The 15128-nt window shown below is 62.9% G+C and carries 2 protein-coding genes; both read right to left on the reverse strand.

The window, feature by feature from the left end; all coding sequences use genetic code 11:
• Window positions 1-228 precede the first annotated feature (228 nt).
• Window positions 229-12033: a non-ribosomal peptide synthetase gene (locus QMK58_RS21950; RefSeq protein ID WP_320395438.1), complete on the reverse strand. Its 11805-nt coding sequence runs from the start codon at window positions 12031-12033 to the stop codon at window positions 229-231.
• On the reverse strand, window positions 12030-15128 hold the full coding sequence (locus tag QMK58_RS21955) for an amino acid adenylation domain-containing protein (RefSeq protein ID WP_320395439.1): 3099 nt from the start codon (window positions 15126-15128) through the stop codon (window positions 12030-12032). The genes QMK58_RS21950 and QMK58_RS21955 overlap by 4 nt, the downstream gene beginning before the upstream one ends.

Raw genomic sequence — 15128 nt, forward strand, 5'->3', positions numbered from 1 at the left:
GTGGTAAACGAAGCGTTAGGGTTGTTCGTTAGGGCGAACTCGATAATCTCAGGCTGAATGAAAACCTGTGGCGAGGGAGCTTGCTCCCGCTCGGCTGCGCAGCAGCCGCAAACCCGAACAATGCGGTACGCATGAATAACCGCAGTGGCTGGTTTTAGGGCCGCTTCGCAGCCCAACGGGGGCAAGCCCCCTAGCCACAGGGAAGCCCGCTCGCCACAATTTATTGGCTCAGAGCTGGGGCACCACCTCCCGGCCTAACAACGCCACCACAGCCTCCAGACACTCATCCTGGCGCAGGATATCGAAATGGCTGGCTGATACGGTTTGCGTTCTTCGCAGGCGCGGTTGCTGGCGTTCGAAGGTCGCACGCTCAGCAGTCGGGTTGCCATCGGCCCACCAACAGCACAGCTCGGCTTGGGGTATCGGCAACCTGTCGACCTGCCGCGACAGCGCCTTCAACCGCGTGCTGACCATGAACGTCTGGGCCAACTCATCGGCGCCGAGCAAGGCATACCCGCTGACCTGATCGCTCTGTGTGTCAATGACCGCACGAATGATCCGCGCCACAGCCTCATGCCCCCCCATCGTCTCGGCACACAACGCCCGTTCAATCACATCGCCGTCCATGCCCATCGCCACCCCAAGGAACTCGGCCAGGTCTACGCGCCACTCATCCGGGCTGGCGACGGCATTGGCTTGTGTCGGCACAAAGCTGTCCACCAGACCGACGAACGCTGCGCGCTGTCCCTGCTGCTCAAGCAAATCAGCCACCATCAACGCCAACGCTCCGCCCAGCGACCAGCCCAGCAAATGGTACGGCCCTTGCGGTTGCTTGCTGCGGATGGCGTCGACGTAAGCCCCGGCCATCTGCGCCAGCGACGTGTCCTGCCACTGGCGATCGAGCAACATCCGGCATTGCACGCCGTAAACCGTTCGCTCACCCTCCAGACGCCGAGCCAACGGCTCGTAATCGAACACCGTGCCGAAACCGGCGTGCAGGCAGAATAGCGCCGATTGATCGTCCACTACCTGATTGAGCAGCAACAGCGGTTGCGGACTCTGTCGCAGCGGCTGTTCATCGACACCAGACAATCCGGCAATCGTCGGCTTGGCCATCATGTCGCGCAATTTCAGTTGAAAGTCCGGTTGATTCAGTGCGCGAACTTTCGAAATCACCTTGAGCGTGCGCAGCGAATCGCCGCCCAGCTCGAAGAAGTTGTCGGTAATGCCGACCTTCTCGATGCCCAGTACCTGCTGCCAGATCTGCGCCAATGCCCATTCCAGCGGCGTGCGCGGGGCCACGTAGTCGCGACCGGTGTAGGCTGGATCCGGCAAGGCCTTGCGGTCGAGCTTGCCGTTGGGGGTCAGCGGGAAGCGCGGCAGCACCACGACCTGCGTCGGCACCATGTAGTCGGGCAACCTCTCGCGCAATGCCGCCTGGCAACGCGGGCCGAGGCCATCGTCTTGCGCCGCCACCACATAGCCCACCAGTTGCGGCCCCTGACCGTTTTCTCGCACCACTACCAACGCATCGTTGACCCCGGCCTGCTCGCGCAAGCGGGCTTCGATTTCGCCGAGTTCGATGCGGAAGCCGCGCACCTTGACCTGATGGTCGATGCGCCCGACGTAATCGAACACGCCATCCTCGCGGCGGCGCACCAGATCGCCGGTGCGGTACAAACGCCCGCCATCGAGGCTGAACGGATCGGCAACAAAGCGCTCGGCGCTCTGCCACGGGTGACGATGGTAGCCGCGAGCGACTCCGCGCCCGCCGATGTACAGTTCACCGACCATGCCCACCGGCAGCGGGTTGAGGTCCATGTCCAGCACGTGCAGGCTGCGGGTGCCCACGCGTTGGCCAATCGGCGCGTACATCGCCTGGCACTGGCCATCGGCGGCGATTATCCACAGCAGCGGCGTGACCACGGTTTCGGTCGGGCCATAGCCGTTGACCAGGTATTGTGGCTTGAGCGTGTGCTTGACCCGCTCAAAGGTCGCATCCGGCACCGCATCGCCGCCGAAGCAATAGATGCGCACCGACGGCGGGTGGCCACCCTGCATTTCGGCGTGTTCGGCCAGTTGCAGCAGATATGCCGGCGGGAAGCAGGCGACGCTGATGCGCTGGCGGTGCAGCACGGCCAGAGTCTGCTCGGCGGTCCACAAGGTGTTGTCGCGGATCACCAGGGTCGAGCCGCTGATCAGCGCGGTAATCCAGCGTTCATGGGCGCCGTCGAAGGCGAACGACATGAAATGCAGTTCGCGATTGTCCGGGTCCATTTCGTACAGGTTGGCGATGGCTTGCACGTGCATGCTCAACGACCCGTGGGCCACGGCGACGCTTTTCGGTTTGCCGGTGGAGCCCGAGGTGTAGATCAGGTAAGCCAGTTGTTCGGCATGCACGCCAGGTTTCGGTGTTGCCACGTCTACATCGAGATCCAGACGATCCACGGCAATCATCACAGTGCCCGGATTGAGCTGCGCGACATCGCGCAGGCGTTCCTGGGTCAGCAGCAGGCGCATGTCGCTGTCGGCCATCATGTAGCGCAGACGCTCTTGCGGGTATTGCGGATCGAGCGGTACGTAGGCAGCGCCGCACTTCATTACCGCCAACAACGACACCACCAGTTCCAGCGAGCGCTCCATGAACACGCCGATCACGTCTTCGGCCTGCACGCCTTGTTCCAGCAGATGCACCGCCAAGGCGTCGGAGCGACGGTCCAGTTCGGCGTAGCTCAAGTGTTCGGCATCGCGGTCGGCATAACTCAAGACCAACGCCGTGTGCTGCGGTTGCAGGCGGGCACGCTGACGAATCAGCTCGTGCACCGGCGTTTCATCACCGTCAGCCACCACCGGCAGCTCGCCGTCCAGCGTCCGGCCTTCGTCCAGGGTCAGCAGTCCCAGCTCGCCGACGGCGCGCCCGGCATCCTCGCACAGGCGCTGCATCAGGCTTTCCATGTGGCGACGCAGGACCTCGACGGTGGCCAGGTCGAACTGATCGCGCTGGTGCATGTACTCGATGCGCAGCCCTTCATCGAGGCTGACCATCAGGTCCATGGCGAAGCTGGTCAGGCCGAAATCGGAGACGTCCTCGAAACGCAGGGAGTCGCCGTTCCACTCGCGCAGCGTGCGGTCCACCGGCTGGTTTTCGAACACGATGATGCTGTCGAACAACGACTGCCCGCCCTGCCCGGCCCAGCGCTGGATATCGCCCAGTGGGGTTTGCTGAAAGTCGCGGATATCAAGGTTGTAGGCCTGAACCTCGCGCAACCAGTCGCCGACGCTCGCTTCGGTTGGCACCGTGTTGACCACCGGCAAGGTGTTGATGAACAGCCCGAGCATGTTCTGCGAGCCATTGAGGGTCTCCGGGCGACCGGACACCGTGGCGCCGAACGTCACCGTGCGCTGGCCGGTGTAGCGCTGCAACAGCAGCAGCCACGCGGCTTGCACCAGGGTATTGAGGGTCACCTGCTGTTGTTGGGCAAATGCCTGCAAACGCGCAGTCTGCCCAGCGCTGAGGTGCGTATAGATCGCGTGATAGCCCGATTGCGGCGCTTTGACCGGCACTGCGCGGGCCAGGTGCGTGGCGCCTTCGAGATTGTCGAGTTTGTCTTTCCAGAACGCTTCGCTGGCCGCGCCGACTTGCTGGCCGAGCCAGTCGATGTAGTCGCGATAGGCCGCGACCGGCTCGTGCTCGTCACCGCTGTAATGACGCAGCACTTCACCGATCAGGCGCGACACGCTCCAGCCGTCCATGAGGATGTGGTGGTAAGTCCAGATCAGGCGATATCGATCGTCCTCCAGACGCACCAGCAACAGGCGCAGCAACGGCGCACGGTTCAGCGAGAAGCCACGCTCACGTTCCTCGACAGCCAATTGGCGCACGCGCTCAGGCTGATCATCCAGCCCGCGCCAGTCCAGTTCGGTCAGCAGCGATGGCGCATCGCGCAGCACCACTTGCAGCGGCTCCTTGTCGCCCTCCCACAGGAATGCGGTACGCAGGATCGCGTGACGTTGGGCTGCGTCGGCCCACGCCTCGCGAAAACGCGCACCGTCGACGCCGCGCACACCCACTTCGATCTGGTTGACGTACAGCCCCGAATCGCCGTCCTGCACCGAATGGAACAGCATGCCCTGCTGCATCGGCGACAGTGGATAGACGTCTTCGACTTCATCCGCTGTCAATTGCAGCGCTTGATACTGCGCGTCACTCAGTTCGATTTTTGCCGCCGGTGCAACCAGCGTCGTCACGGTTTGATCCGCCCCGACCGGCCGGGCGACCGTCGCCAGCTCGGCGATGGTCGGAAGGCTGAACACGTGCTTGGGGGAAATGCTCAACCCGGCTTTGCGTGCACGGCTGACCGCCTGGATCGAGACGATGGAATCGCCGCCCAGTTCGAAGAAGTTGTCCTGCATGCCAATCTGCGGCACTTCGAACAATGCTTGCCACACCGCTTGCAGCGTCGCTTCCACCGCATTGCGCGGCGCGATGTATTCGCGCACTTGCTGGTCCGGCTGCGGCAATGCGCGGCGGTCAAGTTTGCCGTTGGGCGTCACCGGCAACTGGTCAAGCCGCAGCACGTGGCTCGGTTGCATGTGCTCGGGCAGCGCATTGCGCAGGTGCTGTTTGAGTGGATCGATGGCGGCATCACCGACGACGTAAGCCACCAGCTGTTTGGATTTGCCAACGTCGAGGGCGATCACCACCGCCTCGCGCACCTGTGGATGCTCCAATAGGCAGGCTTCGATTTCTCCCAGTTCGATGCGTAAACCACGGATTTTCACCTGATGGTCGATGCGCCCGACGTATTCAATCACGCCGTCTTCGCGATAACGCGCCAGGTCGCCGGTGCGGTACAGGCGCTCGCCCTGCTCACCGAAGGGGCTGGCGACAAAGCGCTCGGCCGTCAGGTCCGGACGGCGATGGTAACCACGGGCCAACCCGATGCCGCCCAGGTACAGCTCACCGACGCAACCTTGCACTTGCGGTTGCAGGCTGTCATCGAGGACGTAGGTCACCAGGTTGGCAATCGGATAACCGATCGGCACGCTGAAGCCGCCGTCATCGACACAGGTCCAGTGGGTCACATCTATGGCCGCTTCGGTCGGGCCGTACAGGTTGTACAGGCCAACGTTGGGCAGCACGCCGAACAGGGCGTGCTGTAAATCCGCCGACAGCGCTTCGCCACTGCATATGATCTGCCGCAGGCTGGCGCAACGCTCGAAACCTTCGCCCTGGACAAACGCCTGCAACATCGACGGCACGAAATGCAGGGTGCTGACCTGGTACTCCTCGATCAGGCTGACCAGTTGCGCCGGATCACGATGGGCACCCGGTTCGGCCACAACCAGACGTGCGCCGACCATCAACGGCCAGAAGAACTCCCACACCGACACGTCGAAACTGAACGGGGTTTTCTGCAACACGGAGTCGCGCCCGTCCAGCGGATACGCGCCCTGCATCCACGCCAGTCGGTTGTACAGCGCATCGTGACGGTTGGCCGCGCCCTTGGGTTTGCCCGTGGAGCCGGAGGTGTAGATCATGTAGGCCAGCGATTGCAGCTCGACCACGCAGGGCAGGTTTTCGTCGCTGCGGCCTTCGAGCAACGACGCCATGTCGTCCAGGCAAATTGCCGTGGTGGTGGCTGGAATCGGTAACTGTTGAAGCAAATGCCCCTGGGTCAACAGAAGGCGCACGCCGCTGTCGCCGAACATGTGTTCCAGCCGTTCACGCGGGTAGTCCGGGTCCAGCGGCACGTAGGCACCACCGGCCTTCATGATCGCCAGCAGGCCGATCACCAGTTCCAGCGAACGTTCGGCGGCAATGCCCACCAGCACTTCGGCGCCGACGCCCTGGCTGCGCAGGTAGTGCGCCAGCCGGTTGGCCTGTTGATTGAGTTCGCGATAGCTGAGGGATTGGCCGGCAAACACCAGGGCCGGTGCGTCCGGGGTCTTCAGCACTTGGTCTTCGAAACACTGGTTGACCGGGCGTATGTCCGGCCAGTGTTGAGCGGTGCGATTGAAGCATTTCACCTGTTGAGCGGTTTGCGCCGCGTCGAGCAGACTCAAGCGGCCCAATGGCAAATGCGGTGTGCAGACCATCGCATCGAGTAACGCGACCAGACGAGTGCTCAAACCTTCAATCGCACCCGCGCTGAACAGCGCGGAGTCGTAGTTGAAACGCAAGTCCAGGCATTCACCCAGCTCGGCTGCGACGGCCAACGGGAAACTGGTCTGGTCGTGGTTACTGATACCGGAGAACTTCAATGCACTGCAATTCCCTTCCTCCAGCGCTTGGGCAACCGGATAGTTTTCGAACACCAGCAACGTGTCGAACAACGCTTCGCCAGAGTGACCGGCCCAGCGCTGCACATCCGCCAGCGGCGTGTATTCGACTTCGCGCAACCTGAGGTTAAGTGCCTGGACCTCATCGATCCATTGGCCGACCGTGCGCTCGGGGTGCGGTGTGCCGATCACCGGCAAGGTGTTGATGAACAATCCAATCTGCTGCTCGATTCCCTGCAACTCACTCGGACGCCCCGACACCGTGGCGCCGAACGCCACCGTCTGCTGCCCGGTGTAGCGCTGCAACAGCAACAGCCACGCCGCTTGCAGCACGGTGTTTGGCGTGACGCGGGCCTGACGGGCAAAGCCGTTGAGGCGCTCGGTGGCGGCACGGTCCAGGCTCAGGTACAGGGTGCGATGAGCAACGCCCTGCCCCTCAGCCGGCCCCGGCAAGGCGCCGGCCAGTCGCGTCGGCTCGGTGAGCGATTGCAATTGCTCCAGCCAGAATGCTTCGCACGCGGCGCGATCACGGCTAACCAGCCAGGTCATGTAATCGCGGTAACGCCCAACGTTTGGTACTGGCATGATTCCGGAGTAGCGTTGCAGCACTTCGCCGAACAACTGCGAAGTACTCCAGCCGTCCAGCAGGATGTGGTGGTTGGTGAAGATCAGGTGATGCGTATCGCTCGCAGTCTGCACCAGCGTCAGGCGCAGCAATGGCGCCGCCATCAGGTCGAAACCGCGCAAACGGTCGTCTTCGGCCAGACAATCCAGCGCTTCAGTAACGTTGGCCTGATCACGCCAATCGAGCACGGTCAGCGGCAACGTCGCGTCGGCCACAATCACTTGCAGCGGCCGCGAGCCATTGCTTTCGCTGAAGAACGCGGCGCGCAAAACGTCATGGCGATTGAGCGTCTGTTGCCAGGCATCACGGAAAACCTCGACGTCGAGGCCCTGCACATCCACACGCATTTGCGGCACGTAGGCTCCAGCATCCGGAGCGAACAGACTGTGGAACAACATGCCCTGCTGCATCGGTGACAGCGGCAAAATGTCTTCGAACTGGTTTGCGGCCAACGGCAAGGCATCCAGCTGCGCCTGATCGACGCGCACCAGCGGCACATCGCTCGGGGTCAAACCACCGGCACCGCTGAGGCAGTGCTCGATCAACCGCTGCAATTCCATGGCGTAGGCATCGGCCAGGCGCTGCACGGTTTGCGGGTTGAACACGTCACCGCTGAAGGTCCAGCTCAGGCGCAATTGACCGCCATAGACCTGACCGTTGATGCTCAGGCCACGGTCCAGCGCTGCCGATGCGCCCTGCTCGGCGCCTCCGCTTTCCTTGGCCGGGCGCCACGGCGCGTGCTCGTCGAAGCTGGCGTCGAACTGGCCCATGTAGTTGAAGGTGACCTGAGGCGACGGCAGATCCTCAAGCCCGGCGTCGGCCAGATAGCACAGGATGCCAAAACCAATGCCCTTGTCCGGCACGGCGCGCAGTTGTTCCTTGACCGCTTTGATGCTGCCGGCCAGATCGCTGGCCGGAGTCAGTTTTACCGGAAAAATCGAAGTGAACCAGCCCAGCGTCCGGGTCAGGTCAATGTCGTCGAACAGGTCTTCACGGCCGTGGCCTTCGAGCTTCACCAGCGTCGACGGCTGGCCGGTCCAGTCACCCAGCACCCGCGCCAGCGCGGTCAGCAGCAGGTCGTTGACCTGAGTCCGATAAGCCGCCGGAGCGTCCTGCAACAGCTGCCGGGTCAAGGTGCTGTCGAGCAGTGTTTCCACGCTGACGGCATGTTGGCTGGCGAGACTGCCTTGCGGGTTGTCGGCAGGCAATTGGACCTGCACGTCGCGGAACTGGTCTTGCCAGTAAACGGCCTGGCTGGTCAGCTCAGCACTTTGCGCATGGGATTGCAGGCGAGCGGCCCAGGTTTGATAGGCGCTGGTTTTCGAGGGCAGGCGCGGGGGTTGAGCGTGCTGCGCTTGTTGATAGGCGGTTTGAAAATCTTCCAGCAGCAAACGCCAGGACACACCGTCCACCGCCAAGTGATGCACCACCAGCAGCAATCGCTGGCCCGCCGCGCCCATGTCCACCAGCAGCGCACGCAACAGCGGGCCATCCTGCAGGTTCAGGCTGGCTTGCGTTTCGTTGCACAGTTCCAACAGTTCATCGGCGTTGGCAGCCTTTCGCTGCCACAGTACCTCGGCGCTGCTCCACTGTTCAGCCTGAGCCTGTTGCCAGACGCCATCCACCTGACGCAAGCGCAGACGCAACCCGTCGTGATGCTCCAGCAGCGCGGTCAAGGCCTGTTGCAGGCTGGCGCTGTCCAGCGATTCGCGCAGTTCCAGCAGCAGCGACTGGTTCCAGTGATGGCGGGATTCGATGTCTTGCTCGAAGAACCAATGCTGGATCGGCGTCAGCAACACCTCACCACGCACCGGTCCCTGATCGATCACCCGCCCTGCACTGCGCTCGGCCACCTTCGCCAGACTCTGCACGGTCTGGTGCTGGAACAGGTCACGCGCAGTAATGCGAATCCCGGCCTGCCGTGCACGGCTGACCACCTGGATCGAGATGATCGAGTCGCCGCCCAGCTCGAAAAAGTTATCGTCGATGCCCACACGCTCCAGCTTGAGCACGTCTTGCCAGATCGCTGCCAACGCAGCCTGCATCTCGTCCAACGGTGCCGTATAGGCCTGTTGCGCCAGCGCGGCGTCAGGCTTGGGCAATGCGTTGCGATCAAGCTTGCCGTTGCCGGTCAGCGGCCATTGGTCGAGTTTGATCAGGTGCGCCGGCACCATGTAATCCGGCAAACCGGCCTGCAAATGTTCGCGCAGGGACTGGCGCAAATCGCTGTCGTCGCCGGTCGCGGTGAACCACGCGACCAACTGCTGACTGCCATTGACCTCGGGCGCCAGCACCAGCGCTTGCTCGATGGCCTGATGGCTTTGCAGGCGATCCTGGATTTCCCCGAGTTCAATGCGGAAGCCGCGAATCTTCACCTGATGGTCGATGCGCCCGGCGTATTCGATACTGCCATCGGCGCAATAACGGGCGAGGTCGCCGGTGCGATACAGGCGCGCTCCAGCCTCCTCGGAAAACAGATCCGGGACAAACCGCGTAGCGGTCAGGTCAGCGCGCTGGTGATAACCGCGAGCCAGACCGGCACCGCCGACGTACAGTTCACCCACGCAGCCCTTGGCCACCGGGTTCAGGCGCGGGTCGAGGACGTACCAGCGCAGGTCGGCAATCGGCTCGCCCAGCGGTGAACTGTTGGCGCCATCGAGGTCAGCGCGGGACAGTGGTCGGTAGGTCACGTGCACGGTGGTTTCGGTGATGCCGTACATGTTGATCAGCACCGGCTGCCGGTCATCGAACGCGTCGTACCACGGACGCAGGCTGGCCACGTCCAGCGCCTCGCCGCCGAACACCACATAACGCAGGGCCATGTTTTTTGCGTCGGCGCAAGCAAACGGCATCAACTGGCGGAACGCCGACGGCGTCTGGTTGAGCACCGTGACTCCCTCGTCACGAAGCAACCGGGCGAAGTCCTCCGGGGAACGACTGACCGCGTGGGGCACCACCACCAGTTTGCCGCCGTAGAACAGCGCGCCAAAGATTTCCCACACGGAAAAGTCGAAGGCATAGGAATGGAACAGGCTCCAGACATCGTCGGCGTTGAAACCGAACCAATGTTCGGTGGCACTGAACAACCGCGTCAGGTTGCTGTGGGGCAGCAGCGTGCCTTTCGGTTTGCCGGTGGAGCCCGAGGTGTAGATGACGTAGGCCAGGTTCTTCGGCGCTGTCAGGTTCGGCAGGTTGTCGGAGCTCGCCTCGATCAGCCAGTCGCTGGCGTGGTCGAGGCAGATCATTTCAATACCGTCGTTCAACGGCAGGTGCGGCAGCAATGCGGAATCGGTCAGCAACAGGCGCGTGCCGCTGTCGGCAAGCAGGTAGGCCAGGCGATCCTGCGGGTATTGCGGGTCCAGCGGCATATAGGCGCCACCGGCCTTGAGGATCGCCAACAGGCTGACGATCATCTCCAGTGAACGTTCAAGCGCAATACCGACCATCACGTCGGGACCAACGCCGCGTTCGCGCAGTCGATGGGCGATGCGGTTGGCGCGGCTGTTCAGTTCGGCGTAAGTGAGGGTGACGCCCCGGCAGGTCACGGCGATGTTGTGCGGGTGCGCGGCAGCTTGCGCCTCGATCAATTGATGGGCGCACAAATCGTTCGCCTGATCGCCGCTCGACACCGTGCTGCGATTCCAGTCGAGCAAGGTGGCCTGCTGCTCGGATACGTCGAGCATCGGCAGATCGGCCAGGGCCACGCGGCTATCCGCGCAGATCCCCTGCAACAGGTTCAACCAATGCCGGCCGAGACGCTCGATGGTCGAGGCGTCGAACAATTCCGTGGCGTAGACGAACGACGCGTGGATAGCCTCGTCGCTCTCGACGGTGTCGAGCATCAGGTCGAATTTGCTGGTCTTTTCGTCCCAGATCAGCGGCTCGACGCTCAGGCCCGGTAGGTCCCAGCGTTGTGGGTCACCGCTATCACGCTGATGATTGAACATCACCTGGAACAACGGCGTATGGCTCAGGCTGCGCTCCACGCCCAGCCCATCGACCAATTGCTCGAAGGGCAAATCCTGATGGGCCTGCGCGCCGAGTGCCGCGGCTTTGATCTCGGCCAGCAACTGCACAAACAGCTGGTCGGCCCGTGGCTGGCTGCGCAGCACCTGGGTGTTGACGAAAAAGCCCAGCAGGTTTTCCACGTCCTGGCGGGTGCGGTTGGCAATCGGCACGCCGACGCGGATGTCCTGTTCGCCGCTGTAGCGATGCAGCAACGTCTGCAACGCCGCCATCAACAGCATGAACAGTGTGCAGCCCTCACGGCGGGCGAGCTCGCGCAATTGCGCGGTCAGCGCGGCTGAAACCTTCAGTTCGACACTGGCGCCCTGCTGGCTCGGGATCGCCGGGCGGCGACGGTCGGTTGGCAGGCTCAGCGACGGATGTTCATTGCCCAATTGTTCGCGCCAGTAATCGAGCTGTCGTTCAGCCTCGCCGGCCTCCAGCCACAGACGCTGCCAACGGGCAAAGTCGGCGTACTGGATGACCAGCTCCGGCAATTGCGCAGCCTGCCCGGCACTGAGCTGCGCATAGAGTCGGGTGAACTCCTGCAACAGGATCGGCAGCGAACCGCCGTCGGTGACGATGTGATGGAAAGTCATCACCAGCACGTGTTGCTTGGCGTCGAGGCGGATCAAGCGGCAGCGCATCAGCGGGCCATTTTGCAGGTCGAATGGCTGCTCGGCGTTCAGGGCGATCTGCCGTTGCAGTTCGACCTCGTCGCCCGCGCTGACATCGACCAGCGGCGCGTCCATGTGCGGATGGATTTTTTGCAGCACCTGCTGTTCGTCGAAGACAAACGTGGTGCGCAGCACTTCATGACGTAGCACCAGCGCAGTCAAGGTGTGCGCCAGCGCTTCACGATTCAGCGCGCCATTCAGGCGAAAGGCACCGGTCAGGTTGTAGGCGGTGGCCAGGGGCTGCATCTGCCAGAGGAACCACAAGCGTTGCTGCGCGTACGACGCCGGCAGTGTGTCGACACTGTGGTCCCGTGGCGGAATCGGTAGCAGTTCCAGGGTCAGCCCCTGGGCGTGCATCTTCTGTTGCAACGCATGTCGGGCGTCCGCGTTCAAGCCGCAGAAACGCTGGGCCAGGGTCATCATTCTGTCCGGTGCAGCACTCATCGCGTGTGTTCCCCATCCACTTCGTCGAACAACGCTTCGAGGGCGTCTACATCGTTTTCTTTATGTTCACTGTGCTGACGGAACTGCTCGATCTGCCCCGCCAGACGCTCCAGGGTGTCGCCTTCGAAGAACAGCTTGAGCGGGATCGCCAGGTTCAGTTCTTCCTGAATCCGCGCACGAATCCGCGTGGCCAGCAGCGAGTGCCCGCCGAGTTCGAAGAAGTTGTCGTGCACGCCGACGCGCTCCACGTGCAGCGCTTCGGCCCAGATCGCCGCGAGGGTTTTCTCCAGATCGTTGCGCGGTGCGACGAAGGTACTGCGGCGCACATCCAGATCGAGCAACGCCTGACGATCAAGTTTGCCGTTCGGCATCAGCGGGAAACGCTCAAGGACTTGCAAGCGCGCTGGCTGCATGTGCTCGGGCAGCGCCTCGACCAAGTGGCTGCGCAGTTCGTTGAGGCGGATGTCCGCAGTGTCGGTCGGGGACACCACGAAGCCCAGCAGTTGTGGGCCGGTCGGGGTTTCGCGGGCAATCACCGCAGCGTCTTCGATGTCCGGTGCGTTACGCATGGCCGCCTCGATCTCGCCCAGCTCGATGCGAAAACCACGGATTTTCACCTGATGGTCGACCCGGCCCAGATACTCCAGCACGCCATCGGCGCGATAACGCGCCAGGTCACCGGTGCGGTACAGGCGTTGGCCCGCCGTCGTCGCGAACAAATCGGGCACAAAGCGCTCGGCACTCAGCCTGGCCCGTTGCAGGTATCCTCGGGCAATGCCGGCACCGCCGACGTACAACTCGCCTTCAACGCCCACGGCTACGGGTTGCAGATCCGGCCCCAGTACGTGAATGCGCATGCCGGCAATCGGTTGACCAATCGCAATGCTGTCGTCGTCTTCGCCGAGCGGCAGCTCCCAGGCCGAGCACCACACGGTGCCTTCGGTCGGGCCGTATTCGTTGACCAGCACCACCCCCGGCAATGCTTCGCGATGTCGCTGCACCAGCGCGGTGCTGCACGCTTCGCCGGCGACGATCACACAGGCCAGCGCCTGACGGTCGAGGTGTTCGAGAATCAGCGCGTGGTAGGACGGCAAGGTCAGGTAGTGAGAAACCTCTTCGCGCTGGATCAACAACGCCAGTTGCGCCGGATCCTTGTAGCTGTCTTCGTCAGGCAGGCACAGGGTCGCGCCCTGCCCCAACGCCCAGAAAACCCCGGCCACCGAACTGTCGAAGGAGAACGACGAAAGCATTAGGAACGAACGCAGGGGCTGACGATAAAAGGCCTTGCGCGCCACGGTCGAAGCCAAGGCGTTGGCATGGCTGATCATCACGCCCTTGGGTTTGCCGGTGGAGCCGGAGGTGTAGATGACGTAAGCCAGGTTCGCGCTGTCGCCCTGGGGTTCAGGTTGATTGGATGACGAGGACCAGACTTCGGCGCCGGGCATCAAGGAAACGACGCGCTCACTGCCCAACGCTTCTGGCAACGGCTGACAGGCCAATACCTGACACGCCCCCGTGTCGGCGAGCATGAACGCCAGACGTTCGATCGGGTAGTTCGGGTCCAGCGGCAAATACGCCGCGCCCGCCTTCAGCGTGCCCAACAGCGCAACGACGATTTCCAGCGAACGCTGGCCGTAGACCGCCACGACCTGGTCCGGCTTGACGCCTTGGGCGCGCAAGGTGTTGGCCACCTGGTTGGAGCGTGCATCGAGTTCGGCGTAACTCAGGCGCTCACCATTGACGCTCACCGCGATGCGCTGCGGGTGCAGGCGCGCCTGTTCGCTGAACAGTTCTTGCAGGAAGCGGCACGGCAACGCCTGCTCGGTGGCGTTCGGGTTGAAGCCCTCGATCAAACGGCCAAGATGCGCCTCATTGACCAGACTCGCCTGAGCCAGCGTCAGCTCGGGGGATGCGAGCAACTGGCAGCTGAACTCGGCAAACTGGGCCAGCCATTCGACCAGCATCGATTCCGGAACTGCGCCCTCCAGGCACGACAGCTGCAACCGCTCACCCTGAACTCGCAAGCGCAGGACTTCGGGGTTGGCGTCGTCGACCTCGATAGCGTGCTCGATACCGGATTCATAGACGAAACCATAACGCAGCGGTCCGCTGCCTTCGGCGCTCAATTCGAACTCGTTGAGACAGTCAAGCCACGACAGTGATTGCTCAAGGCTGGCGGTGAAGGATGCCAGCGCTTGTGCCATGGTTTGATGGCTGCGGTAATCGAAGGCCACCGGCAAGCGACGGGCGAAGCGTCCGAGGGTCGCGGTTGTTTGCTCGTTGCGCCCCACTACTTGCCAGCCGATCAACAGTTTCTCTTGATTGCCGATGCGCGCAACAAAGGCGCTCCATAGCAGCAACGCCACCTGTTCGTCCTCGATACCCAGGTCGGCGGCAGTGCGCTGCACGCCGGCAAACCATTGGGTGTCAGCGAGCATGGCCTGACGACGCACCCGCGCAACGTCGACCGGTTTTTCGAAGGGCAAGCGGTGCGCCATGGCGAACTGCTGTTGCAGGTTGCGCCAGAACGCCGCGCCTTGATGACCGATGTCTTCCTCGCGCAGTTCTTCCTGCCACGCGCTGTAGTCCAGGTATTGCAGCGCTTCTTCGTCGACGGGCAGGGTTTCGCCGCGCAACAGACTGGCGAGTTCGCCCGAAAGCACACGCAACGAGGCTTCGTCGAAACTGCTGGCCAGCGTCAGCACCGTGACGAAATGCTTTCCGTCAGCGGTCTCGACCGGCGCCACCGCCAGCACCCGGATCGGATCGTTGAGCATGGCTTCACGACTGCGCTCGAAAGCATCAGCCACGCAAGGCTGGCTGCCCAGCAACGTGAGCGGCAGTTGATCGCAGAGGCTTTGCACCGGCCATTTCATCCCCGGCAAGCGACGACAAACCGTGCGCAGGGTTTCGTGGCGCTGGCCCAGCGTTTCAAGCGCTGCGCGCAAAACTTGCGCGGTCACCGGTTGGGCCAGCGGCAGGGTCAGGGCGGCAAACAGGGTTTGTCCAGCCAGTTCCTGGGCGCGCAGATAGAACGCCTGCTGGGCCGAAGTCTGGAATACGTCTACCGAAGGTTCGAGGGCGGTGGTGTTCAT

It is taken from the genome of Pseudomonas sp. P8_241 (genome assembly GCF_034008315.1).
Lineage (GTDB): Bacteria > Pseudomonadota > Gammaproteobacteria > Pseudomonadales > Pseudomonadaceae > Aquipseudomonas.

Bases quoted from the DNA above. Each gene is read 5' to 3' on its own strand.
- QMK58_RS21950 (WP_320395438.1), bottom strand. From the start codon at position 12,033: ATGAGTGCTGCACCGGACAGAATGATGACCCTGGCCCAGCGTTTCTGC.
- QMK58_RS21955 (WP_320395439.1), bottom strand. From the start codon at position 15,128: ATGAACACCACCGCCCTCGAACCTTCGGTAGACGTATTCCAGACTTCG.